This is a genomic window from Sphingopyxis sp., assembly GCF_051861155.1.
In the GTDB taxonomy this organism is placed as follows: Bacteria; Pseudomonadota; Alphaproteobacteria; order Sphingomonadales; family Sphingomonadaceae; genus Sphingopyxis.
This window is the reverse complement of record NZ_JBHYDE010000006.1, coordinates 48,881-74,081: the sequence shown is the minus strand read 5'-3', so window position 1 is coordinate 74,081 and position 25,201 is coordinate 48,881. Positions and strand designations below refer to the sequence as shown.

The following is a 25,201-nucleotide window of genomic DNA, read 5'->3' as shown; positions in this document are numbered from 1 at the left end:
GCGGGCTTGTGCGAATATAACCCGGTACACCGAAGTCATTGAAATTTTATGGCATCGTGCGCCAGAATGCCAGAATTGGATGATCCTGGAGGTGCGAGCGATGCGCGGCATGACGAAGTCGTCGTTTGCCAGGCTATGGGCGGTTCTGCTGCTGCTGATCGCCGGACTGGTGGCGTCCGGCGTGCCGATGGCCGCGGCGCAATATGCGCCGTGCGCGGGAGGGCGCCAGGTTGGCGAGGCGAATAACGGCGGCGTCATCACCCCGATCTGCGAATATGATCAGCCGGGATCGCAGAGCGCCCCGGCGCCCGGCCCGCAGAAGCGCTGGGTCGATTCGCAGTTTGCCGTCGCCTGGCACCCTGATGCCAACGACGTCTGGGCAATCTGGGACACGCAAGATGGCGTCGCGGTCGTCAAACGCGACGCCATCGCCGCCTGCAACCGCGCGATGGGTGGCGGGTGCACCGAGGCCGGGGCGGGGGTGAACAGTTCGCTGGCGATTGCCAGCGACAATCGGGGGGTTCTCTTGCAAAGCTGGGGCGCGACGCCCAAACAAGCCGAGCGAAACGTCCTGAAAATATGTGCAGACAATGATTCGACCTGCACGTTGCGCCGGACGGTGACCGCAAAACCGTGGCTGACCGCGGCGTTGTTCCCCAGTCGGCTGGCGGGGAGAAAGAAGACCTATTTTCCCGATCATGCCCGCGCCGTGCCGCCCGCTGCCGTCGTCGCATGGCCCAAAACCGCACCGACGGGCAAATGGCAAAATATGGTCTGGGTGGTTTCAGGCGTCACGGCATCGCAAGCGAGGGCAACGGCACTGGCCCGGTGCAAGTCGGCCGTGGCGGCGGAGTGCGTTGCCCCGATCTCGTCACTCGGCGGCGTTCTGGTGCGATATTTCGATGCTGCCGGTACCAGCTTTTGGACCGCTGCACCGTCATCAAAAGCCGCGCCCGCGATCCTCAAGAACGGCTGCGGCCGGGAAAAATGCAGAATAGTTGCAACATTTGACGCCGCCAGCCGCCGCGACGTCGTTATCGATTCGGCCAGTGTGGCGGCCGCACCCTGAACCACGACCCCGGTGGCGGCTTGCGTCATCCATCCGCTTGAAAGGCCAGCAGGTCGCCGGGCTGGCAGTTGAGTGCGGCGCAGATGGCGGCGAGGGTTGAAAAGCGGATCGCCTTGGCCTTGCCGGTTTTCAGGATCGACAGATTGGCGAGGGTGATATCGACGCGGTCGGCGAGCTCGGTCAGCGTCATGCGCCGGTCGTGGAGCAGGTCGTCGAGCTTGACGATCACGGGCATCAGACGGTTCCTTCCAGCTCGTCGCGCATCGCGGCGCCCTGCTCGAAGATTCCCGCGAGGACGAAGACGAGCAGAATCGACAGGACCGCGTTGAGCGAAAAGTCGAAGCCGACATTGTTGCGGCCGAACAGGTCGGCGGCCTCGCCCGCGGCGAGCGCCAGCGGGATGCCGATGAGTTGCAGCGCGACCATCTGCCAGCCAATGGCTTTGAGCCGCACGGCATTGGCCATCGCGAACGGGTCGCCCTGCGCGACGCTGCCGACGATCGCCAGCAATTTGCGCATGATGGTCAGGATGAGCGTCAGCGCCACCAGGCCGAGCGCGAAGACGACATAGATCCACGGATAAAACGCCGCGGTATCGAGCCCGGGTTTTTCGACCGCGATCTGCTGCGCCACCTCGGTCCAGTAAAAGGGCAGGATGACCGCGCCAGCAACGAGGATGGTCGCGGCGACGGCGATGAGCCCCATGGTCAGGAGGATCACCGCGCGGGTGATCAGGAGGACCGGTTGGCTTGATGGGCTTTTCATATCGAACTCCAATATGCAATGTATTGAATATCAATATGTCACGTATTGTTTTTCGTCAAGAGATTATTGCTTATCGATAAATTTGAGGCGGTCGACGGCACGTGGGCGGCCGGGAGCAATGGCGCCGACGATATCCTGCTTTGGCGGCGGCGCCATTGCTGATAGGTCTGCGGTCGGATCATGCAGAAGGGAGGCTGCCATGCACGGCGATGCGATGATGGCGCGGCGGACGGTGTTGGCGGGCGCGGCCGCGATGGCGGCGCTGGCGCAGGCGCCATGGACGCTGGCCAAACTGCCGGGCGGCGGGGTGAAGGGGCTGATCGGCGGGGCGTCGGACGGGGCGCTCGACAAATTGGCGCAGCCGGGCGCCTTTTACCGCGACATCGCGGTGCGTATCCTGTTGCCCGGGGCGGGCGGCAAATTGGCGTCGAAGCTGTTCGGGGTCGGTGACAAGCTGGGGCTGACCACCAATCTGACCAGGAGCCTGAACGACGCCGGTGGGCAGGCGGCGGGCGAAGCAAAGCCGATCTTTCGCGCCGCGATCGACAATCTGCGCTGGTCCGATGCACCGGCGCTGGTGTCGAAGACCGACGGCGCGACGCGCTATCTGCAGTCGAGCGCGGGCGGGGTGCTTTATACCAAAGTGTCGCCGCTGATCGGATCGGCGCTGGAGAATGTCGGCGCCTATCGCCAGCTCGACCAGCTGGCGAAGGGCAATACGCTGATGGCATCGGCGGGGCTGACGCGCGACGGGCTGACCAAGTCGGTGACCGAGCAGGCGCTGAAGGGGATATTTCACTATATGGCGGGCGAGGAAGCCGCACTGCGGCGCAATCCGGCGGGGTTGTTGAAGGGGGTTCTTTAGCGGCTTTTGGGCGGGAGGCCGTGAAGGCCGGGGCGGCGAGCGCATCGATGTAGCGTTTATGGCTCTGCCTTGCTCGCCACACGGGCACCCGCGGCTTCGGTTATATATGCGGGCTATTGGTCCTGCTAACGCTACCTGCAGGGTAATTGAGCGCGTTGCTTCGACATCCTACCGGCACCGGCCGCCAGCCACGCTGGCCTGTGTGTTCTGGGATAAGGTCCAAGCAAGGATGAGCCGGATATATTCGATTCTGCTCCAGTGTGCCGCAATCGCGGCTGCGTTGATCGGAGGGATTTTCTATGCGTTTTCCTCCTTCATCATGGATGCCCTAGTCCGGCTGTCCGGCCCAGATGGGATGGCGGCGATGAACGAGATCAACAGGACGGTGTACACGCCAAGCTTCACGTGGCTCTTTTTCGGCACCGCAATTCTGTGTGCCGGACTGGCGCTTTGGTCGGTACGGACAATCAAGAGCCTCGACAGCCAGCTGATCCTTTTGGCCGGCGTCCTCTTCCTTGTCGGCGTTGTTGTCGTGACCGCGATTTTCAACGTGCCTCTCAACAATCAACTCGCCGCCGCCAGCGGGGAGCGCGCGGCGTCGCTCTGGCCGGCTTTCGCAAGCGACTGGACGATCTGGAATACGGTAAGGACCGTCTGCGCAGGCCTTGCCGCAAGCCTGTATATTTGGGTCGTGGCGAGAAATTGAGCGCTATCGGCCAACCACGAACGAAGCGGTCGCTGGCGCCCCTTCACCATTTGCGTTGCAAACAGTCCCCGTTGCCATGGCGTCGTCACAGGCGGATTTATCCCGTGTCGTCATCCTGAACTTGTTTCGGGGTCCGCGAAGGCTGGCGCGGTGCTGTTGGCATATGTCGTCTGGATCCTGGATGAAGTCCGGGATGACGAAAAGCGGAAACGACAGCTTGCGACCATTTCCTGTCATGCCCGCCTTCGCGGGAATGACGAAGTTAGGTGAGAACGTCCGCTCCCACCCCAAAACGGACGGCCGCGACCATCAACAATCGCCCCGTCACCGTTGACACTTTGCCCCGCAAAACCTATATCGCCGTCACACCCCATCGTTCGAGATAGAGTCCGCCTTGCGCAGCGGATTGTACGGATAGGTCGGTGGGGATTTCGACAGGCGTTGGAAAGCTGCGGTAAACCGGCAACGGTTGCCTGCGGCTTTTTTCGCGTCGATGCGCCCGCGATTTTGATTTTTTGACAGGCGAGACAATCACTTATGGCGACCAAGGCGAAGTCGGTGGGCAAGGCCCTCGAAGCGACCGCGAGCAAGCGAATCCGCAAGCTGTTCGGTAACATCCACGAAGCGGTGGAAATGCCCAACCTGATCGAGGTGCAGCGCGAATCCTACGAGCAGTTCCTGCGCTCCGACCCTTCGGTCGGCTATGTCTCGGGCCTGGAAAAGACGCTGCGCAGCGTGTTCCCGATCCGCGATTTCGCCGGCACCGCCGAGCTCGATTTCGTCCATTACGAACTCGAAGCGCCGAAGTATGACGTCGACGAATGCCGCCAGCGCGGCATCACCTATGCGGCGCCGATGAAGGTCACGCTGCGCCTGATCGTCTTTGAAGTCGACAGCGAAACCGACACCCGCAGCGTGCTCGATATCAAGGAGCAGGACGTTTACATGGGCGACATGCCGCTCATGACCGAGAACGGCACCTTCTTCGTCAACGGCACCGAGCGCGTCATCGTGTCGCAGATGCACCGTTCGCCGGGTGTGCTCTTCGACCATGATCGCGGCAAGACCCACTCGTCGGGCAAGTTCCTGTTCGCCGCGCGCGTGATCCCGTATCGCGGTTCGTGGCTCGATTTCGAATTCGATGCCAAGGACATCGTCAACGTCCGTATCGACCGCAAGCGCAAGCTGCCGGTGACCAGCCTGCTCTATGCGCTGGGCATGTCGGGCGAGGAAATCCTCAACCATTTCTATGACCGCCTTGTCTTCGAGCGTGCGGCAAACGGCTGGAAAGTGCCGTTCGTCGTCGAAAACTGGCGCGGGTCGAAGCCTGCGTTCGACGTCGTGGACGCCAAGACCGGCGAAGTCGTGTTCGCCGCCGGTCACAAGATCAGCCCGCGCCTTGCCAACAAGGCGGCGAAGGACGGGCTCGACACGCTGCTGATCCCGACCGAGGAAATCTTTGGCCGCTATTCGGCCTATGACCTGATCAACGAGTCGACGGGCGAGATCTACATCGAAGCCGGCGACGAAGTGAGCGCCGAGAATCTCGAGAAGATCGACGGCGCGGGCATCGACAAGCTGGTGCTGCTCGACATCGACCACAACAACACCGGCCCGTGGATCCGCAACACGCTGAAGGCCGACAAGGCCGAGGACCGCGACCAGGCGCTGAGCGACATTTACCGCGTCATGCGCCCCGGCGAGCCGCCGACGCGCGAAACCGCCGAAGCGCTGTTCGGCGGTCTGTTCTTTGACCCCGAGCGTTACGACCTGTCGGCGGTGGGCCGCGTGAAATTGAACATGCGCCTGGGCCTCGACGCCGAGGACACGGTCACCACGCTGCGCAGCGACGACATCCTCGCCGTCGTCAAGGAGCTGGTGAACCTGAAGGACGGCAAGGGCGAAATCGACGACATCGACAACCTCGGCAACCGCCGTGTGCGTTCGGTCGGCGAGCTGCTGGAAAACCAGTATCGCGTCGGCCTGCTCCGCATGGAGCGCGCGGTGAAGGAGCGTATGAGCTCGGTCGACGTGTCGACGGTGATGCCGAACGACCTGATCAACGCGAAGCCGGCGGTCGCCGCGGTACGCGAATTCTTCGGCTCGTCGCAGCTGTCGCAGTTCATGGACCAGACCAACCCGCTTGCTGAAGTCACCCACAAGCGCCGCGTCTCGGCGCTTGGCCCGGGCGGTCTGACCCGCGAGCGCGCCGGCTTCGAAGTCCGCGACGTTCACCCGACCCACTATGGCCGTATCTGCCCGATCGAGACGCCCGAAGGCCCGAACATCGGTCTGATCAACTCGCTCGCCTCGTTCAGCCGCGTGAACAAGTACGGGTTCATCGAGACCCCGTATCGCAAGGTGATCGACGGCAAGGTGACCGACGAGGTCGTGTATCTCTCCGCGATGGAAGAGGCCAAGCACACGATCGCGCAGGCGAACGCCGAGCTGAACGACGATGGCAGCTTTGCCGAGGACATCGTTTCGGCCCGCCAGGCCGGCGAATTCCTGATGGCGCCGCGCGACATCATTACGCTGATGGACGTCAGCCCCAAGCAGCTCGTCTCGGTCGCGGCATCGCTCATTCCTTTCCTGGAAAACGATGACGCCAACCGCGCGCTGATGGGATCGAACATGCAGCGTCAGGCGGTGCCTTTGCTGCGCGCAGAGGCGCCGGTGGTCGGCACCGGCATGGAAGAAACCGTTGCCCGCGATTCGGGCGCTGCGATCGCGGCGCGCCGCGGCGGCGTGATCGACCAGGTCGATGCGACGCGTATCGTTATCCGTGCGACCGACATGGTCGAACCCGGCAAGTCGGGCGTCGACATCTATCGCCTGCAAAAGTTCCAGCGTTCGAACCAGAACACCTGCATCAACCAGCGCCCGCTGGTGAAGGTGGGCGAAATCGTTCGCGCTGGCGACATCATCGCCGACGGTCCGTCGACCGAGCTTGGCGAACTGGCGCTGGGCAAGAATGTGCTCGTCGCGTTCATGCCGTGGAACGGCTACAACTATGAGGATAGTATCCTCATCAGCGAACGCATCGTGAAGGACGACGTCTTTACGTCGATCCACATCGAGGAATTCGAAGTCACCGCGCGCGACACGCGCCTTGGCCCTGAGGACATCACGCGCGACATCCCGAACGTCGGCGAGGAAGCGCTGCGCAACCTCGACGAAGCGGGCATAGTCTATATCGGTGCCGAAGTCGGCCCGGGCGACATTCTGGCCGGCAAGATCACCCCCAAGGGTGAATCGCCGATGACGCCGGAAGAAAAGCTGCTGCGCGCGATCTTTGGCGAAAAGGCCAGCGACGTGCGCGACACCTCGCTTCGCCTGCCGCCGGGCGTGTCGGGGACCGTCGTCGAAGTCCGCGTGTTCAACCGTCACGGCATCGACAAGGACGAACGCGCGATCGCGATCGAACGCGAGGAAATCGAGCGTTTGAAGCAGGACGCCGACGACGAGCGCGCGATCCTGAACCGTGCGACCTTCTCGAGCCTGAAAGACCTGCTGATCGGTCAGACGACCAGCGCGGTGCCGAAGGGCCTGAAGAAGGGCGACGTCGTCACCGAAGAGATGCTGGTCGAACTCGACCGCGCCGACTGGTGGAAGCTGGCGGTCGTCGAGGACAATAGCCAGACCGCTCTGGAAGCGATCAAGGCGCAGTATGACGACGCGATCAAGCGGATCAACGCGAAGTATGAAGATCGCGTCGAAAAGCTGCAGCGCGGCGACGAACTCGCCCCCGGCGTGCTCAAGATGGTCAAGGTCTTCGTCGCGGTGAAGCGCAAGCTGCAGCCGGGCGACAAGATGGCCGGCCGTCACGGCAACAAGGGCGTCATTTCGCGCATGCTGCCGGTCGAGGACATGCCGTTCCTGGAAGATGGCACGCATGTCGACATCGTGCTCAACCCGCTGGGCGTGCCGTCGCGCATGAACGTCGGGCAGATTCTGGAAACCCACCTTGGCTGGGCGTCGCGCGGTCTGGGGCAAAAGGTGACGCAGGCGCTCGACGAATGGCGCGATGCCAATCCCGACGTGACCGGCGGCCAGATGCCCGAAGCCGTCCGCGACGCGCTCGAGCATGTCTATGGCGCCGAATATCTTGAGGACATCAAGGGACGCGATGCCGATAACATCGTCGAAATGGCCGAAAACCTGCGGGTTGGCGTGCCGTTCGCGACCCCGGTGTTCGACGGCGCCAAGGAAGCCGATGTGACCAACATGCTGACCCTCGCGGGGCTGCATGAATCGGGTCAGTCGGACCTGTACGACGGCCGCACCGGCGATCGCTTCGATCGCAAGGTGACCGTGGGCTACATCTATATGCTGAAGCTCCATCACCTGGTCGACGACAAGATCCACGCGCGTTCGATCGGCCCCTACTCGCTTGTCACCCAGCAGCCGCTGGGCGGTAAGGCGCAGTTCGGTGGCCAGCGCTTCGGGGAAATGGAGGTCTGGGCGCTCCAGGCCTATGGCGCGGCGTACACGCTCCAGGAAATGCTGACGGTGAAGTCCGATGACGTGATCGGTCGCACCAAGGTTTACGAAGCGATCGTCAAGGGCGACGACACCTTCGAGGCCGGCATTCCCGAAAGCTTCAACGTGCTCGTCAAGGAAATGCGCTCGCTGGGCCTCAACGTCGAACTGTCTTCCTATGCGGAGCAGGATCCCGACGAGGCGCCCGACGCCCTTCCCGAAGCCGCCGAATAAGATCTTTTCCTCACCCCTCTCGCGATGAGCGAGAGGGGAAGAGTGGAGCCAGAATATGAACCAGCTTACCAATTTCATGAACCCGGTGGCGAAGCCCGAAACCTTCGACATGATCAAGATCGGCATTGCGAGCCCCGAGCGCATCCGTTCGTGGTCGTTCGGCGAGATCAAGAAGCCCGAAACCATCAACTATCGCACGTTCAAGCCCGAGCGTGACGGCCTGTTCTGCGCGCGTATCTTTGGCCCGATCAAGGATTATGAATGCCTGTGCGGCAAGTACAAGCGCATGAAATACAAGGGCATCGTCTGCGAAAAATGCGGTGTCGAAGTCACGGTGACCAAGGTCCGCCGCGAGCGCATGGGCCATATCGAGCTCGCCGCGCCGGTCGCGCACATCTGGTTCCTGAAGTCGCTGCCGTCGCGCATCGGCCTGTTGCTCGACATGCAGCTGAAGCAGCTCGAGCGCGTCCTCTATTTCGAAGCCTATATCGTTCTCGAGCCCGGCCTGACCCCGCTTGAGAAGTTCCAGCTGCTGACCGAAGACGAGCTGCTCGACGCGCAGGACGAATATGGCGAAGACGCCTTTTCGGCCGGCATCGGCGCCGAGGCGATCCGCGTCCTGCTCGAAAATCTCGACCTGGAGCAGGAACGCGTCGACCTGATGGAAGACCTGGCGACGACCAAGTCGGAACTGAAGCCCAAGAAGATCATCAAGCGGCTGAAGGTCGTCGAGAGCTTCATCGAATCGGGCAACCGCCCCGAGTGGATGATCCTCGAAGTCGTGCCCGTGATCCCGCCCGAACTGCGCCCGCTGGTGCCGCTCGACGGCGGCCGCTTTGCGACGTCGGATCTGAACGACCTCTATCGCCGCGTGATCAACCGCAACAACCGCCTGAAGCGCCTGATGGAACTGCGCGCGCCGGACATCATCGTCCGCAACGAAAAGCGCATGCTGCAGGAAGCCGTCGACGCCCTGTTCGATAACGGCCGTCGCGGCCGCACGATCACCGGCGCCAACAAGCGTCCGCTGAAGTCGCTGTCCGACATGCTCAAGGGCAAGCAGGGCCGCTTCCGTCAGAACCTGCTCGGCAAGCGTGTCGACTATTCGGGCCGTTCGGTCATCGTGACCGGTCCCGAACTCAAGCTGCACCAGTGCGGCCTGCCGAAGAAGATGGCGCTCGAGCTGTTCAAGCCGTTCATCTATGCGCGCCTTGACGCCAAGGGTCTGTCGATGACCCTGAAGCAGGCGAAGAAGTGGGTCGAAAAGGAACGCAAGGAAGTCTGGGACATCCTCGACGAAGTCATTCGCGAGCACCCGGTCCTGCTGAACCGCGCCCCGACGTTGCACCGCCTGGGCATCCAGGCGTTCGAGCCGGTTTTGATCGAAGGCAAGGCGATCCAGCTGCACCCGCTGGTCTGCGCCGCGTTCAACGCCGACTTCGACGGTGACCAGATGGCCGTTCACGTCCCGCTGAGCCTGGAAGCCCAGCTCGAAGCGCGCGTGTTGATGATGTCGACCAACAACATCCTGTCGCCAGCGAACGGCAAGCCGATCATCGTGCCGTCGCAGGACATGGTGCTCGGTCTCTATTATCTGTCGCTCGAACGCGAAGGCGAACCGGGCGAGGGCATGCTGCTCGCCGACATGGCCGAAGTGCATCAGGCGCTCTACACCGGCGCCGTCACGCTGCACACCAAGGTCATCAGCCGCGTCCCGCAGACCGACGAAAAGGGCAATGAGTATCTCAAGCGTTTTGAGACCACGCCCGGCCGCATGCTGATCGGCGAATGCCTGCCGAAGTCGCACACCGTGCCCTTCGACGTCGTCAACCGCCTTCTGACCAAGAAGGAAATCGGCGACGTGATCGATCAGGTCTATCGTCACACCGGCCAGAAAGAGACGGTGCTGTTCGCCGACGCCATCATGGCGCTGGGTTTCCGCAACGCGTTCAAGGCGGGCATCTCGTTCGGCAAGGACGACATGATCATCCCGGCGTCGAAGGTCGGCATGGTCGACGAAACCCGCGCGTTGGTGAAGGATTTCGAGCAGCAGTATCAGGACGGCCTGATCACGCAGCAGGAAAAGTACAACAAGGCGATCGACGCCTGGTCGCAGTGCGGCGACAAGGTCGCGAACGCGATGATGGACGAAATCCGTGCGACGCCGAAGCTCGACGACGGCCGTCTGGCCCCGATCAACTCCATCTATATGATGGCGCATTCGGGTGCCCGTGGTTCGCAGGCGCAGATGAAGCAGCTCGCCGGGATGCGCGGCCTGATGGCCAAGCCGTCGGGCGAGATCATCGAAACGCCGATCATCTCGAACTTCAAGGAAGGCCTGACCGTTCTCGAGTATTTCAACTCGACCCACGGTGCGCGTAAGGGCCTCGCCGATACGGCGCTCAAGACGGCGAACTCGGGGTACCTGACCCGCCGTCTGGTCGACGTGTCGCAGGACTGCGTCGTGATCGAGGAAGATTGCGGCACCGAACGCGGCATGGAAATGCGTGCGATCATCCAGGGCGGTTCGACGATCGCCTCGCTGGGCGAACGCATCCTCGGCCGTACCACGCTCGAGGACGTCGTCGACAAGGACGGCAATGTCATCGCGCCGGTGGGCACCTTGCTCGACGAACCGACGACGCAGCGGATCGAGGACGCCGAAGTCCAGTCGGTCAAGATCCGTTCGCCGCTGGTCTGCGAAGCGACGCTGGGGGTTTGCGGCAAATGCTATGGCCGCGACCTGGCCCGCGGTACCCCGGTGAACATCGGTGAAGCGGTCGGCGTTATCGCCGCCCAGTCGATCGGTGAACCCGGCACCCAGCTGACCATGCGTACCTTCCACATCGGCGGCGCGGCGCAGGTCAACGAACAGTCGAACGTCGAATCCATCTCGGACGGCACGATCGAATATCGCGACATGCCGACGATCGTCGACCAGCGTGGCCGCCGCCTGGCGCTCGCGCGTTCGGGCGAAGTCGCGGTGATCGACAGCGAAGGCCGCGAGCGCGCGTCGCACAAGCTGCCTTATGGGGCGCAGATCCTGTTCAAGGACGGCGACAAGATCAAGAAGGGCGACCGGATTGCCGAATGGGATCCGTTCACCATGCCGCTGATCACCGAAAAGCAGGGCGTCGTGAAATATCAGGATCTGGAAGACACCAAGACCCTGATCGAACAGGTCGACGAAGCGACGGGCATCGCCCAGCGCGTCGTGATCGAATATCGTTCGGCGGGCCGCGCCAAGAAGGAAGACCTGCAGCCGCGCCTGACCCTGCTCGACGATGCGTCGGGCGAAGCCGCGCGCTACCTGCTCGCGGTCGGCACGATGCTGTCGGTCGAGGATGGTCAGACGGTGCAGGCGGGTGACGTGCTGGCGCGCGTCAGCCGCGAAGCGTCGAAGACGCGCGACATCACCGGCGGTCTGCCGCGGGTGGCCGAGCTGTTCGAAGCGCGTATTCCGAAGGACAACAGCGTTATCGCGAAGATCAGCGGCCGCATTGAATTCGTCAAGGATTACAAGGCGAAGCGCAAGATTGCGATCGTTCCGGAAGAAGGCGATCCGATCGAATATCTGATCCCCAAGTCGAAGGTGCTGGAAGTGCAGGAAGGCGACCAGGTCAAGCGCGGCGACGCGCTGATTTCGGGCTCGCCGAACCCGCACGACATCCTGGACGTCATGGGCGTCGAGGCGCTGGCCGAATATCTGGTCGCCGAAATCCAGGAAGTCTATCGACTGCAGGGCGTGAAGATCAACGACAAGCACATTGAGGTGATCGTTCGCCAGATGCTGCAGAAGGTCGAGATCACGACCGGCGGCGACACCACGCTGCTGCCGGGCGAACAGCTCGATTATCTGGAGATGATGGAATATAACGCCAAGCTGCCGAAGAACGGCGTTCCCGCGGAGGGCCGCCCGGTCCTGCTCGGCATCACCAAGGCGTCGCTGCAAACGCGCAGCTTCGTTTCGGCGGCTTCGTTCCAGGAGACGACGCGTGTGCTCACCGAAGCGTCGGTGCAGGGCAAGATCGACTCGCTGCAGGGGCTGAAGGAAAACGTCATCGTCGGCCGTCTGATCCCGGCGGGTACCGGCGCGGCGATGAACCGCGTCCGCGTCACCGCGTCGAGCAAGGATGCCGCTCTCCGCGCCGCGATGCGCGCCGCGAACCAGGAGCATCTGATCGCGCCGCAGACCGCCGCCGAGGAACATGCCGCCGAACTGGCGCAGGGCCCCGAGGCGGCGATCGGCGACGATCCGCTGGGCAAGGTGCAGGGCGAAGACTTCACCACCGACGACGTGATGGTCGAAGATCGTCCGGAGGGTGAGGACGAGGCGTAAGACCCTCGGCCCTATGGCCTGACAGAAATAAGCCCCGCCGGAGCGATCCGGCGGGGCTTTTTCTTGGGCGGTGTTGGGGTGGAAAGCGGACGTAGCGGATCCTCCCCGGCACGGGGAGGGGGACCAGCGAAGCTGGTGGAGGGGCACAGGCGGTTTACCTTGCCGCTGACATAGTGCGCGACAGCGACATCCCAAGAAATGGGCTTCTCAACCTAGCGCCGCGTAAACCTCCTGTGCCCCTCCACCACCCTTCGGGTGGTCCCCCTCCCCCGTTGGGGGAGGATCGCTCATGTCCGCAAGTGGCCTAAACCGGACGCTCCAGTTTCCGTTCGTGTCGAGCAAAGTCGAGACACCCCTCCCTCGTGATTTTCCTGCCGCAAAACATCTCTATTTCGCTCGAAACGAACGGGCGTCGCGGACATCGATAGCCGCCATAATAAAAAGGCCCACCGGCGTGGCCGGTGAGCCTTTGGTCCTGGGAGTATGCGGGCCGGTGCGACTACGCCTGAAAGGCACCCGGCCCTTTTGCTGCCTCCTATGGCGCGAGGATCGCGACGGCGAGGTACAGCAGCAGCGGCAGGCCGAAGCCCAAAAGCGTCAAGCCGACAAAGGCGACGCGCGTCCACAAGACGTCGAAGCCGAACTGGTCCGCCATCCCGGCGCAGACGCCGAAGATGACGCCGTCGCGACGATTCTTGCGAAAACCCTGTTTCATTTCTTTCCTTTCCATCCCGGCCAATGGCCGGCGTTGTTACGCGGCGCGGCGGATCAGGCGACCAGGTTGCTGGGGCCGACAGCGGCGAGGAGCATGATCGAGCAGTAGAGCGAAGCAACCGCAGCGATCGCGTAGCTCTTGAACGAGTCGACGTTGAAATGGGCCATGATATTTTCCTTCCTTGAACCTTCCATCCGGGCCATCCGGTGGATGCCGACACTGTTGCAGGGACCGTGCCAAATGCGTTCATTGGCGGTTAAGCGCGGTTTTTTGTTTCACGACAGATAATTTCAGAGAGAAATATCCGCTATTTTGGTAAAATTTGCCGTTGAGCGGAAAAATATCCGTCCAGACTGTCGATCTGGCTTGGGTGTCGTAATCAGGCTGCGTTGGGACGCGAGGGCGAGATCCCGGCCTTTACCGGGATGACGGTTGATGGGAGCAGACTGGCGCGGTCGGAGCAGCTGCGGTAGGCGGCGTACAGGATGACGCTGACCCGCCTTTCGCTGACCGATTTTCGCAATCATGCCGCGGCGGAGCTGGTCGCCGCGCCGGGGCTGGTCGCGCTGCACGGCGACAATGGCGCGGGCAAGACCAATATATTGGAGGCAATCTCGCTGCTGGCGCCGGGCCGCGGGCTGCGCCGTGCGGCGCTGGGCGACATGGTGCGCGACAGCGCGCGCGGCGGTTTTGCGGTGTTTGCCGAGGTGCAGCCGCGCGCCGAGCTGGCGCCGGTGTCGCTGGGGACGGGGATCGAACCCGCGCAGCCCGGGCGGCGGATCGTGCGGATCAACGGCAGCGCCGCGGCGGCGGCGTCGCTCGGCGAATGGCTGGCGGTGCTGTGGCTGACCCCGGCGATGGACCGGCTGTTCGTCGAGACCGCGGGCAACCGCCGCCGCTTCCTCGACCGGCTGGTACTCGCGCTCGACCCGCGCCACGCGCAGCACGGCAATCGATATGAAGCGGCGCTGCGTGCGCGCGGCAAGCTGCTCGCGGACATCTCCAGCGCCGACCCGCAATGGCTGGCGAGCCTTGAGGCGCAACTCGGCGAGCATGGCGCGGCGATGGACGCGGCGCGGCAGGCCATGCTGACGGCGCTGTCGGAGGAACTGGCCGGGCAGCCCGACGCGCCCTTTGCCCGTCCGCTGCTGACGCTGGTCGACAGCGACGGGGCGGCGCGCTCTGCGCCGCACGAGCCCGAGGCGCTGAAGGCGCTGTTCGCCGCCAGGCGGCGCATCGACGCGGCGGCGGGGCGCGCGACCGCGGGGCCGCACCGCGACGACCTGGTCGCCGCGCACGCCGCGACCGGGCGCGCCGCGGCGCGCTGTTCGACCGGCGAGCAAAAGGCGATGCTGCTGTCGCTGGTGCTGGCGCATGGCGACTGCGTCGCGCGGGCGCGCGGCCAGCGGCCGGTTTTGTTGCTCGATGAGGTCGCCGCACATCTCGACCCGCTGCGCCGCGCGGCGCTTTATGCGCGGCTGGCGGGGCAGGGCGGACAGGCGTGGCTGACCGGAACCGAGGCCGCATTGTTCGCCGACATGCCGGGACGGGTGGCGCGTTTTCGCATCGCGGGCGGGCGGATCGCGGCGGGCTAGCACATCGCGGGCCCTGATATTTGCGCCAATCTGGCGGTAATTTCCGATGGAGCGTCTTTGATACCGCATTGCAATATGTTCGCGCAGCGCTATAAAACCGCCTGTGGAACAATAGAGTAGCAAAACTGCCCGATTGATTCTCCAGAAAATTTCCAGACAGGGAGTATTATATGAACGTTTTTAAGAAGGCGGCTATCGCGCTTGCCGCAACCTCGATGGTTGCTGCTCCCGTCGCTGCTTCGGCGGCACAGGGCGTTCGCGCACCGTCGATCGTCGAAGGTCAGAGCGAACTGGAAGGCGAAACCAGCTGGATCCTCATCGCGCTGGCCGCTGTTGGCATCGTTGCAGCGATCGTGCTGCTGACCGATGGCGACGACAGCCCGACCAGCCCCTAATCGGGTCGGCTTTCGAGTTACAGCGGGGGCTGCGGACGATGTCCGCGGCCCCTTTGCTTTTCCGGGTTCGGTGGTTCGCGATTCTTGCGGCAATGCGTGGGCGGCGCGGAGACGCCGCTACAGAATCTCGCGCACAACATCCTGCGGGCGGCACAGCCGGACGCCCTTGCCGGTCTCGACGATCGGGCGTTCGACATAGGCGGGGTTGGCGGCCATCGCGGCGATGATCGCGTCTTCGCCAGCGTCCTTCAGCCCGCGTTCCTCGGCATCGGTGCCGCGCAGGCGGAGCGCATCGCGCGCGGCAAGCCCGGCGTCGGCGAGCAGCTGGCGCAGCTTGTCCGCCGCATAGGGATGTTTCAGATATTCGACGACGGTCAGCTCGACGCCCGGCGTCTCCTGCAGAATCGCGAGCGTCTTGCGCGACGTGCCGCAGGCGGGATTGTGCCAGATGGTTGCCTTCATGCGCGCGTCCTAACGAGGCCTTTCCGCACCGTAAACCCGCTATTCATAGCATATATGGCACATCTGCCCGCATGAAGCGGAACCAGCTGCTTGCCTTTCGCGGCCAACATACGGCTTATATGGGGCCGAGGGATCGCCACAGGCGGCCAATGCGGGGTTGGGTACCAAGTGACTGACGTTTTCAATCGCCGGGCGATGCTGGCCGGGCTCGCCGGAGCGGGCGCTGTGGCCGCGGCACCGGTGCGCGCGCAATTGCCTGACTGGATCCGGCAGCCCGCGGCGCCGTTGCCGCCGCCGGTCGATTATCTGGCCGTCGCGCGTCGGCAGCTGGCGATGCAGGGGCGCAACATTCCGCAGACCGACCGCGTGGGCGTCGTCGATTTCGGCCTGCCGTCGGCGCGCCCGCGCTTTGCGCTGGTCGACATGGTGGCGGGCCGGGTCGAAATGTTCCCGGTGACCCACGGCCGCGGATCGGACCCGCAGCACGACGGCTGGCTCAAAAGCTTTTCGAATCGCATGGGGTCGCTCGCGACCTCGCGCGGCGCCTATCGTACCAGCGACTATTATTGGGGCGCCAACGGGTCGTCGATGCGGCTGGCGGGGCTGGAGCCCGACAACAACAATGCCGACATGCGCGCGATCGTCGTCCATGGCGCCTGGTATGCCGACCCGTCGCTGATCGCGACGCAGGGCAAGCTGGGGCGCAGCGAAGGCTGCTTCGTCTTTGGCGAGGAGCTGTTGCCGATGATCCTTTACAAGCTGGGGCCGGGGCGGCTGTTGTTCGCCGACCGGCTGAGCGAGATGCCGCCGGTGCCGGCGCCGTTCCAGCTGCCGCCGGTCGCCGACAATATCCGCCGCGCGGGATCGGTGAACGGGACGTTCCCGACGACCGCCGACTGATTTGTCGCTGCCGCGGTTGCGGGGTTGCCCGACTTAGCGGGCGCGAATGAAGGCCCGCACATCCTCGGACAATTTGCGGCGATCCTCGTCGCGAATGTACATCATATGGCCCGCGCCATAATAGGTGTAGCGGATCCGGTCCTGCGGCATGCCGGTGCGCGACAGCGCATATTCGGCGGCAAAGAACGGCGTCGCGAAATCATAATAGCCCTGCGCAACGAGCACTTTCAGCCCCGAATTTTCGCGCAGCGCCTGGCCGATATAGGGCGCGACGTTGAGATAGGCGTTGGTGTCGCGGCCGCCGATGCGCCAGTCCCATTGCCCGCCGATGCCGCCGATCGACTGATATTCGCGGTCGGTCTTATACCCCAGCCCATCGCGGCTCCAGCTGTTGATCGCCGCGGTATAGCTGGCGTCGATGCCGTAAAAGCTGGGGTCGTTGTCGGGCTCCTCGCCGGCGCTGTCATAATCCTTGCCCGTATAGCGGCTGTCGAGGCGGCCGACGGTCAGGCCGCGATCGCGTAGCAATTCCTTGTAAAACCGGCTGGGCGTGACGCGGAGGTCTGCGCTGTCGAGATAGGTTTCGGACAGGCCGGTGAAGCGCGCCAGATCGCGGCGGATCGCGGCGCGCTCGTGACCCTGCAATTTCTGCCCTTTGAGCAGCGCGGAGGCATAGGGGCCGATCGCCCATTGCCGCGCTTCCTCGGCAAAGGCTTCGGGCGAGGCGCCGGTCGCCTTGCCATGATAAAGCGCAGTGACCGCCATCGACGGCAGGTTGGTGATGAACGACAGCTCGTTGCCTGCAGTGTCCGATCCCGCCGCAAAATCGAGTACGGTCGAAATCAGAATGATCCCGTTCAAGGCGACGTCGTTGTAGGTCGCGTTCATCAACTGGTTGGCGACCGCGGCCGAACGGGTGGTGCCATAGCTTTCGCCGCCCAGATATTTGGGGCTGTTCCAGCGGCCATTGTCGTTCAACCAGCGGCGGATCACCTCGGCAACCAGCTTGGCGTCCTGCGTCACCCCATAATAGTCCTTGGGGTCGGCCTTGCCGATCAGGTGCGAGAAACCGGTGCCGGGCGGGTCGATGAACACGACATCGGTGACGTCCATCAACGCGTCGGGATTATCGACGATCGGGTAGGGCGGAGCGCCGTCGTCGACGCCGGTGCCGGGGATCGCGACGCGCTTCGGCCCGAACGCGCCCATCATCAGCCAGACGGTGCCCGACCCCGGGCCGCCGTTGAACAGGAAGGTCACGGGGCGGCCGGGGTCGCGCGGTTCCTTGACATAGGCGGTGGTGACCACCGCAACCTCGGCAACGCCGTCCTTGTTCTTGATGATCGTCTCGCCGATCGTCGCGGCATAATTGATCCGCTGGCCGCCAAAGGTGCCCGAAAGCTTGGTGGTGCGAACCTGCGGTTCATAGTCGGCGGGCTTTTCGGCCTTGGGCTTGTCGGCAGGCTTGTCCTGCGCGTGGAGTGCGGCGGGCGCCGCGACGGCGAGCGCCAGGGCGATAAGCGACAGACCCGATTTCATATTTTCCTCCCCGGTTGAGGCGCGGACGCTAAGCTGCGTGCGGGGAGGGGGCAAGGTTACTTGTCGGTTACAACGGGGCTTTGGTCGAAGGGGATGCGTCGCTCTACCGACGCAACAATATCCGGTCCATCACCCAGGCGGTGTGCGCTGCGCTTTCGCCGGTCGAGGGGTGCAGGCTGTGCCCCGCGAGGTGGTCGCGCATTGCCTCGACGTGGCAATATTGGACCGCCGGAGGGTGATCGATGACGCGTTCGACAATTTCGTCGCCGCGCGACAGCCGCAGCGGGCCTTCGTCGAAGACCGAGAAGGCGATGCGGCCGGTGCTGCCGGTGATTTCGACGCGGTCCTGCCGCTCGGCGGCGCCGAAGTTCCAGCTGCCCGATCCGGTCACGCCGCCGCCGTGGAGCCAGCACCCGGTGACGGCATCCGCGGCGCTGTAGCGGCCCTGCTGGTTGACCGCGAAACCCGCGACGTCGGTTACCGCGCCGAACAGCCAGCAGAAAAGGTCAAGGCCATGGCTGGCGAGGTCGTCGAAATATCCGCCGGGCGCCACCGCGGCGTCGACGCGCCAGTTGGCGTCCGCCAGATCGGCGGAGCTCGCGGGCTTGGTCAGCGTCCAGTGGACGTGACGGAAGGTTCCGATCGCGCCGTCGTCGAGCCAGGACTGGACCTGCCGGAAGCGGGGAAGCGAGCGGCGATAATAAGCGATGAAGAGCGGCAATCCACGATCGGCAAACGCGTCGCGGATGCGCACGCAGGCGGCATGATCGGGCGCCATCGGCTTTTCGATGCAGCACGGCTTGCCCGCGCGCGCGACTTCGATCGCATAGGCTTCGTGGCTGTCGGGCGGCGTCGCGATATAGACCGCGTCGATGTCGGGGGCATGGATGAGGTCGGCGGCGCTGCCAAAAACGCGCGCGACGCCGTGGCGTGCGGCATAATCATCCGCTTTCGCGCGCGTGCGGTTGAATACGCCGTGCAGCGTGAAGCCCTCGACCTGTTGATAGGCGGGGGCGCTCTTGCGTTCGGTCACGCTGCCGCAACCGATCATGCCCCATCGGATCATCGTCATCGGGCGGTCACCGCCCCCACTTCGTTTTGCTCTGCTTGCCGAAGCGTCCCTTGCGCGTTCCCGGCTTGCCCTCGTTGCTTCGCCCCACCCGCGGCGCGACCTGTTCGCCCGCCGGTAGCCCAAGCTCGTCGGCTTCCAGCTTGCGGATTTCGTCGCGCAGGCGGCCCGCTTCCTCGAATTCCAGGTCGGCGGCAGCGTCGCGCATGCGTTTTTCGAGGTCGGCGATATAGGCGCGCAGATTGTGCCCGACCATGTGCTGTGGCTTGTCCTCGCCGATGTCGATGACGACGCCGTCCTTCGAGGCGACATGCGCGATGATGTCGCCGATGTTGCGCTTGATCGTCGTCGGGGTGATCCCGTGCGCTTCGTTATAGGCGTTCTGCTTTTCGCGGCGGCGGTCGGTTTCGCGCATCGCGCGTTCCATGCTGCCCGTGATGCGATCGGCGTAGAGGATGACGCGGCCGTCGACGTTGCGCGCGGCGCGGCCGATCGTTTGCACCAGCGACGTTTCGCTGCGGAGGAAACCTTCCTTGTCGGCGTCAAGGATGGCGACCAGCCCGCATTCGGGAATGTCGAGCCCTTCGCGCAGCAGGTTGATGCCGACGAGGACGTCGAACACCCCGAGCCGGAGGTCGCGGATGATCTCGATACGCTCCAGCGTTTCGATGTCGCTGTGCATATAGCGCACCTTCATCCCCGCTTCGTGGAGGAATTCGGTGAGGTCTTCGGCCATGCGTTTGGTCAGCGTGGTGACGAGGGTACGGTATCCCGCCGCCGCGGTCTTTTTCGCCTCGGCGATCAGGTCGTCGACCTGCTCCTCGACTGGCTTGATCTCGACGGGCGGGTCGATCAGCCCGGTGGGGCGGATCACCTGTTCGGCGAAGACGCCCTGGGTGCGGTCCATCTCCCACGTTCCGGGGGTCGCCGACACGCTGACCGTCTGCGGGCGCATCATGTCCCATTCGGCAAAGCGCAAGGGACGGTTGTCGATGCAGCTCGGCAGGCGGAAACCATATTCGGCCAGCGTAATCTTGCGGCGATGATCGCCCTTTGACATCGCGCCGATCTGCGGGATCGTCTGGTGGCTTTCGTCGACGAAGAGCAGGGCGTTGTCGGGGAGATATTCGAACAAAGTCGGCGGCGGTTCGCCGGGCAGGCGGCCGGTGAGGAAGCGACTGTAATTTTCGATGCCCGCGCAGCTGCCCGTCGCGGCGATCATCTCGAGGTCGAAATTGGTCCGCTGCTCCAGCCGCTGCGCCTCGAGCAGGCGGCCCTCGGCCTCGAGCTCCTTCAGCCGTTCGGTCAGCTCATGCTTGATCGCCTCGCTCGCCTGCTTGAGCGTCGGTCCCGGCGTCACATAATGGCTGTTCGCATAGATACGGACGCTGTTCAGCGTCGCGATCTTTTTGCCGGTCAGCGGGTCGAACTCGGTGATCTCCTCGATTTCGTCGCCGAAAAAGCTGATCCGCCACGCCATATCTTCGTAGTGCGAGGGGAAAATTTCGAGATTGTCGCCGCGGACGCGGAAATTGCCGCGCGCAAACGCCTGATCGTTGCGCTTATACTGGAGCGCGACAAGCTTGCGGATGATCTCGCGGTTGTCGGCGACCTGGCCTTTCTTCAAATCGAAGATCATCGCGGAGTAAGTCTCGACCGAGCCGATGCCGTAGAGGCACGATACCGACGCGACGATGATCACGTCGTCGCGCTCGAGCAGCGCGCGCGTTGCCGAATGGCGCATGCGGTCGATCGCCTCGTTTACCGAGCTTTCCTTCTCGATATAGGTGTCCGACCGCGGCACATAGGCTTCGGGCTGGTAATAGTCGTAATAGCTGACGAAATATTCGACCGCATTGTTGGGGAAGAAGCTCTTGAATTCGCCGTAAAGCTGCGCGGCGAGGATCTTGTTCGGGGCGAGGATCAGCGCCGGGCGCTGCAATTCGTCGATGACCTTGGCCATCGTGAAGGTCTTGCCCGATCCGGTGACCCCCAGCAGCACCTGATCGCGCTCGCCATCGAGCGCGGTGTCGACCAGCTCGCGGATCGCGGTCGGCTGGTCGCCCGCCGGTTCGTAGTCGCTAACCAGTTCAAATCGCTTGCCGCCTTCGACCTTGTCGGGACGGGCGGGACGGTGTGGGACATAGCCTTCGGCGGTGTCTATTTCGTCGAGCGAGGTGCGAATCTGGATTGCCATCGCCGCCAATATGGTATCGATGGGGCGGGTCCACAATCGCAATGAGTCCGCCACAGAGCAGGCAGCGGCAAGTCACAGGAGACAGGGTATGAAAAAGATTTTGACGATTGCAGCCGTCGGCACGCTCCTGGCGGTCGCGGGTTGCGGCAAGACCGAAAACAGCGATGGCCCCGTCAAGCGCGAGGCCGGTAACTGGAAGACCGACGTTAAGCTGGTGAAATTCGAAGTCCCCGGCATGCCCCCTGAAATGAAGGACGGCATGGCAAAGATGATGGAAGGCGCCAGCGGCATGGACCAGTGCTTCACGCAGGAGCAGGTCGACAAGGAAGACATCGCCGCCGAACTCGCCAAGGGTCCGGGCAATGGCGGCGAGTGCAAATGGTCGAAGAAGGACATCGCGGGCGGCAAGATCGACATCGCCGGCACCTGCACCGCCAACGGCCAGACGGTCGACATGGCGATGAACGGCACGATGGCGGCGAAGAAGTCCGACGTCACGATCACCACCAAGGGCAAGGTGCCGACCGGCGGCGAGATGGAAATGGTCATGCAGATGACCAGCACCCACACCGGCCCGTGCAAGGCCCCGGCGACGACCTGATCCGCGGGGTAATTGCCAATCGATCGGGGCGTCAGCAGAGCTGGCGCCCTTGTCGTATCGACGTCGTATCGACGTCATATCAAATCATATCAGGGCAAGAGGAGGTCAGTGATGCTGGGTTATGTGACGATGGGAACCGACGATCTGGACCGCGCGCGCGGCTTTTATGCGGCGCTGCTCGGCACGATCGGCGCCAGCGAATTGATGCGGATGTCGGACGAAGACAATGGCTTTACTCTCTATGCGACAAGCTGGGGCCAGCCGGGGATCGCGGTGACGCGGCCCTATGACGGCCAGCCGACGCATGCGGGGAACGGGCATATGGCGGCGATCGTCGTCGACGAACGCGCCAAGGTCGATGCGCTGCATGCCAAGGCGGTCGAGCTCGGCGGTCGCTGCGAAGGGGCGCCGGGGGTGCGCGGCGACGAGGGCGAGCAGGCGTTTTACGGCGCCTATTTCCGCGATCTCGACGGCAACAAGTTGTGCGCCTTTCGCATCGGGCCGGCCTGAACTTGATCGCCTGGCTCGATCGCCGCTCGGTTCCGCTGCTGGCGGGCTTGCTCGCCGGATTGCTCGCGGTGGCTGCGGGCTTGATCGCGGGCGGCGATGCTGCCGAGCGCGCCGGGCTGGCGGCGCGGTGGACAGCGCGCGCGGCGCTGCCGCTGTTCCTGGTCGCCTTTCTGGCGGCGCCGCTGGTGCGGCGCTGGCCCGGGGGCGTCACACGGGCGCTGCTCCGGCGGCGGCGGCAGTGGGGGCTGGGCTTTGCGCTGGCCCACACGATCCATCTCGCGGCGCTGGCGATCAACGTTATCGTCTATGCGCCGGGGCGCACCTGGCAGTCGCTGATCGGCGGCGGGCTGGCCTATGCGATGATCTTTCTGATGGCGCTGACGTCGACCGACGGCTGGCAGCGACGGCTGGGTCGCTGGTGGTCGCGGCTGCACACGGTCGGTATCTATTATATCTGGTTCATCTTCACCGCGAGCTACGCCGGCCGCGCCTTTGGCGACGATCCCGACAAACGCTTCGTCGGTATCATGTTCGGAACGGTGCTGATCGCGGCGCTGATGCTGCGTGTGTGGCCCCGCCGCGCGCAGGCCGATCGACTTGCCGGGCAGGCGACAGGTGGGGCTGCCACCCGCCCGGCGAAGTCTTGAAATGAAGCCGGAGGGGGTCTGAAGAATGCCAGGGACCAGCTCGCATCCTTCGCCTGTCGGCCTCAACATCGGGCCATCGTAGGAATGATCCGACGATGAAAGAATGGCAGTTTTTTGAAAATGTGGCAGTTACAAGGGGTCACATGCCGCCACGTCGCCATTTGATAACCAATTCTTAACCTGGTTTCGGCCTTTGTCGTTGCCAATTGGCGGCAGTTCGTTCTTCTGATATGGCGATTTGTGTGCCTGTTACCGTTACGTCGAAGTAACAATGGCTGGTCGCGCTTATTGATTGGCGTATCACCCGCACCGCCCGTCAGGGGTATTTGAGGGTAGCATGGACCACGCGAAAGCGAACGAGACTCACACCCCCGGCGGAACCGACCGGATCATCGCGGAGGAGCTGGAACGGCTGCTCGAATCGCCGTTGTTCGTCCGGTCGCCGGTGCTGTCACGCCTGTTGCAGTTCCTGGTCGAGCATCGTTTGCGCGGCGGGCGCAGCTCGCCCAAGGCTTATGCGATCGCGACCGAGGCGCTGGGGCGCAGCGAGGATTTCGATCCCGCAGTCGACAGCTATCCGCGGGTGATGGTTGGACGGCTGCGCACCTTGCTCGATCGTTATTATGCCGACACGCCGTGGATCCACCGGCTGCGCGTGCCGCAGGGCAGTTACGAAGTCGTCGTCCAGCACCGCGTCGCGCCGCCGTCGCGGTCGATCGAGGGCGCGGGCGGCGATGATGACGTCAAGGCCGCCACCGACGCCGATGACGTCGGCGCGCCGCGGGCGCCGGGCATCGCCGCCCGCCCGCCGTCGGCCGCGCCGCGCTATGGCCGCTGGGTCGTCGCGCTGGTCCTGCTCGCGCTCGCGCTGGCTACGCTGTGGGCGCTGCGCGGCGGTCCCGACCGCTTGTTCGTCAGCGAGCCGGTGCCGGTGCCGCTGATCGAGGTCAGCGCGCCAGTGGCGGGCAATACGGCGCCGTCGCGCGCCCGTGCTCGCGCACTTGACGGCAAGCTGCGCGACGGGTTGCGGCGGTTCGACCTGGTCGATTTGCTCAGCGCCAAGACGCCCGGTGCCGCGGCGCCGCGCCCCGCCGACTATCGGCTTGACGCGTCGCTCGTCCGCGACCTGGCGGGCAACGCCGAGGTCACGCTGGTGCTCAACCGGATCGCCGACCAGCGCGCGATCTGGTCGCAGCAGGTCCGAGTGACCAACGATGATGCCCCCGAATTTGCCGCGATCGAACCGATCATCGCGCAGATCGCCGGCGATTACGGCGTCATCGTGCGCGATCAGATCCAGCGCCAGCCCGACAATTTTTCGCCCGGCTTTCCTTGTCTCGCGCAGTTCAACCGGATGCGCCAGATGCGCAGCACGCCGACCACGAAACAGGTCGAAGTCTGCCTGCGCGCGACGCTGAAGGACGACGGGCGCGATCGGGTCGCGCTCGCCGCGCTGTCGCTGCTCCGCTACGGCGACTGGCAGCCGCAGCGAATGACCCCGGCGGGGCGCGAGGCCTTTGCCGAGGCGCGCGCGCTGGCGCTGCGGTCCTATGAAAGCAGCCCCAATTCGTCGGCGGGGCTGTTTGCGATGGCGCGGGCGAATTTCTATGTCGGCAATTGTGCGGGCGGCAACACGATGGGCGACGCGGCGCGGCGCCTCAACCCCTATGACGCCGACATCGCCGGCTTCCTTGGCCTGTTCAAGATCACCTGCGGCCAGGCCGCGGAGGGCGAGGTGCTGCTGCGGCGGTCGCTGGCGCTCGACGACAGCTATCCCGGCGTCCCTGCGGTGACGCTGGCGTTCATCCTGTCGCAGCGCGGCGCGCAGGAAGAGGCGCAGGCGATTCTCGACCGCATGCCGTCGCCGAGCAATATGGAGCCGCAAACCATGATGGTCCGCGCGATCGTTTCGGCGCGGCGCGGCGACATTGCGGGCGGGCAGGCGGAATGGCGCCGGCTGCTCGCCTATACCCGCGAGCCCGCGAATGCCGCGCCCGAAACCGTGCTAAGCCGCTTCCTGATCACCCCGGTGGTGATCCAGCGCGCATCGGCGGCGCTGCGCGAGTCGGGGGTCGTTCCGGCCAGATCCGCGCCTTGACTGACCCAAACGC

20 protein-coding genes are annotated in these 25,201 nt (G+C 64.1%); 12 read left to right on the top strand and 8 right to left on the bottom strand.

The genetic code is table 11. From position 1 onward, the window contains the following. The first annotated feature begins 109 nt into the window (after positions 1-109). A complete protein-coding gene (locus ACTIFP_RS11980) occupies positions 110-1,069 on the top strand; it encodes a DUF4189 domain-containing protein (protein ID WP_439568940.1) in 960 nt (319 codons plus the stop codon). Between the two features lie 25 nt (positions 1,070-1,094). On the opposite strand, the gene ACTIFP_RS11975 is transcribed toward ACTIFP_RS11980, so the two are convergent. Further along, entirely contained in the window at positions 1,095-1,304 is a 210-nt protein-coding gene (locus ACTIFP_RS11975) for a helix-turn-helix domain-containing protein (RefSeq protein WP_439568939.1), read from the bottom strand. Next, positions 1,304-1,834 carry a DUF2975 domain-containing protein gene (locus ACTIFP_RS11970; RefSeq protein ID WP_439568938.1) on the bottom strand — a complete coding sequence of 177 codons (531 nt, stop codon included), beginning with the start codon at positions 1,832-1,834 and terminating at the stop codon, positions 1,304-1,306. Before ACTIFP_RS11970 ends, ACTIFP_RS11975 begins: the two co-directional genes overlap by 1 nt. 199 nt (positions 1,835-2,033) lie before the next feature. On the opposite strand from ACTIFP_RS11970, the gene ACTIFP_RS11965 reads away from it, so the two are divergent. Together ACTIFP_RS11965 and ACTIFP_RS11960 are read left to right on the top strand one after the other, a co-directional pair. Next, positions 2,034-2,699, top strand: a complete 666-nt coding sequence (locus ACTIFP_RS11965; protein ID WP_439568937.1) for a DUF4197 domain-containing protein — start codon at positions 2,034-2,036, stop codon at positions 2,697-2,699. Positions 2,700-2,928: 229 nt separating this feature from the next. Continuing rightward, positions 2,929-3,405, top strand: coding sequence for an anthrone oxygenase family protein (locus tag ACTIFP_RS11960; protein ID WP_439568936.1), 477 nt, complete (start codon positions 2,929-2,931; stop codon positions 3,403-3,405). A gap of 363 nt (positions 3,406-3,768) precedes the next feature. Here ACTIFP_RS11960 and ACTIFP_RS11955 read toward each other — a convergent pair whose 3' ends face one another. After that, a complete protein-coding gene (locus tag ACTIFP_RS11955) occupies positions 3,769-3,936 on the bottom strand; it encodes a hypothetical protein (RefSeq protein WP_439568935.1) in 168 nt (55 codons plus the stop codon). A gap of 6 nt (positions 3,937-3,942) precedes the next feature. Between ACTIFP_RS11955 and rpoB the strand changes: the two genes are divergently transcribed. Continuing rightward, the gene (gene rpoB / locus ACTIFP_RS11950; protein ID WP_439568934.1) at positions 3,943-8,121 is read left to right on the top strand and encodes a DNA-directed RNA polymerase subunit beta; all 4,179 of its coding nucleotides are present in this window, start codon (positions 3,943-3,945) and stop codon (positions 8,119-8,121) included. Between the two features lie 55 nt (positions 8,122-8,176). Then, complete coding sequence (gene rpoC / locus ACTIFP_RS11945; protein WP_439568933.1) at positions 8,177-12,460, top strand: DNA-directed RNA polymerase subunit beta'; 4,284 nt, start codon at positions 8,177-8,179, stop codon at positions 12,458-12,460. A 535-nt stretch (positions 12,461-12,995) separates the two neighbouring features. Here rpoC and ACTIFP_RS11940 read toward each other — a convergent pair. Then, complete coding sequence (locus ACTIFP_RS11940) at positions 12,996-13,175, bottom strand: PspC domain-containing protein (RefSeq protein WP_439568932.1); 180 nt, start codon at positions 13,173-13,175, stop codon at positions 12,996-12,998. Positions 13,176-13,660: 485 nt separating this feature from the next. On the opposite strand from ACTIFP_RS11940, the gene recF reads away from it, so the two are divergent. Together recF and ACTIFP_RS11930 are read left to right on the top strand one after the other, a co-directional pair. Continuing rightward, positions 13,661-14,770 (top strand): DNA replication/repair protein RecF, encoded by a 1,110-nt coding sequence (gene recF, locus ACTIFP_RS11935; RefSeq protein ID WP_439568931.1) that lies wholly within the window; start codon positions 13,661-13,663, stop codon positions 14,768-14,770. 170 nt (positions 14,771-14,940) lie between these two features. Next, positions 14,941-15,165 (top strand): hypothetical protein, encoded by a 225-nt coding sequence (locus ACTIFP_RS11930; RefSeq protein WP_439568930.1) that lies wholly within the window; start codon positions 14,941-14,943, stop codon positions 15,163-15,165. Positions 15,166-15,282: 117 nt separating this feature from the next. Here ACTIFP_RS11930 and ACTIFP_RS11925 read toward each other — a convergent pair whose 3' ends face one another. Beyond that, on the bottom strand, positions 15,283-15,627 hold the full coding sequence (locus ACTIFP_RS11925) for an arsenate reductase family protein (RefSeq protein WP_439568929.1): 345 nt from the start codon (positions 15,625-15,627) through the stop codon (positions 15,283-15,285). Between the two features lie 168 nt (positions 15,628-15,795). Between ACTIFP_RS11925 and ACTIFP_RS11920 the strand changes: the two genes are divergently transcribed. Continuing rightward, positions 15,796-16,527, top strand: coding sequence for a murein L,D-transpeptidase catalytic domain family protein (locus ACTIFP_RS11920; RefSeq protein ID WP_439568928.1), 732 nt, complete (start codon positions 15,796-15,798; stop codon positions 16,525-16,527). 33 nt (positions 16,528-16,560) lie between these two features. On the opposite strand, the gene ACTIFP_RS11915 is transcribed toward ACTIFP_RS11920, so the two are convergent. The 3 genes from ACTIFP_RS11915 to uvrB all read right to left on the bottom strand — a co-directional run bounded on the left by ACTIFP_RS11915 (position 16,561) and on the right by uvrB (position 21,332). Beyond that, entirely contained in the window at positions 16,561-18,066 is a 1,506-nt protein-coding gene (locus ACTIFP_RS11915; protein WP_439568927.1) for a S10 family peptidase, read from the bottom strand. 103 nt (positions 18,067-18,169) lie between these two features. Continuing rightward, positions 18,170-19,138, bottom strand: a complete 969-nt coding sequence (locus ACTIFP_RS11910) for a Gfo/Idh/MocA family protein (RefSeq protein WP_439568926.1) — start codon at positions 19,136-19,138, stop codon at positions 18,170-18,172. A gap of 7 nt (positions 19,139-19,145) precedes the next feature. After that, positions 19,146-21,332, bottom strand: coding sequence for an excinuclease ABC subunit UvrB (gene uvrB, locus ACTIFP_RS11905; RefSeq protein WP_439569153.1), 2,187 nt, complete (start codon positions 21,330-21,332; stop codon positions 19,146-19,148). 88 nt (positions 21,333-21,420) lie between these two features. Between uvrB and ACTIFP_RS11900 the strand changes: the two genes are divergently transcribed. The 4 genes from ACTIFP_RS11900 (at position 21,421) to ACTIFP_RS11885 (ending at position 25,188) form a co-directional block, all read left to right on the top strand. Beyond that, the gene (locus ACTIFP_RS11900; RefSeq protein WP_439568925.1) at positions 21,421-21,933 is read left to right on the top strand and encodes a DUF3617 family protein; all 513 of its coding nucleotides are present in this window, start codon (positions 21,421-21,423) and stop codon (positions 21,931-21,933) included. A gap of 111 nt (positions 21,934-22,044) precedes the next feature. Next, positions 22,045-22,443, top strand: a complete 399-nt coding sequence (locus ACTIFP_RS11895) for a VOC family protein (RefSeq protein WP_439568924.1) — start codon at positions 22,045-22,047, stop codon at positions 22,441-22,443. A 2-nt stretch (positions 22,444-22,445) separates the two neighbouring features. Further along, on the top strand, positions 22,446-23,090 hold the full coding sequence (locus ACTIFP_RS11890; protein ID WP_439568923.1) for a hypothetical protein: 645 nt from the start codon (positions 22,446-22,448) through the stop codon (positions 23,088-23,090). A 337-nt stretch (positions 23,091-23,427) separates the two neighbouring features. After that, a complete protein-coding gene (locus ACTIFP_RS11885) occupies positions 23,428-25,188 on the top strand; it encodes a tetratricopeptide repeat protein (RefSeq protein WP_439568922.1) in 1,761 nt (586 codons plus the stop codon). The last annotated feature ends 13 nt before the right edge of the window (positions 25,189-25,201 follow it).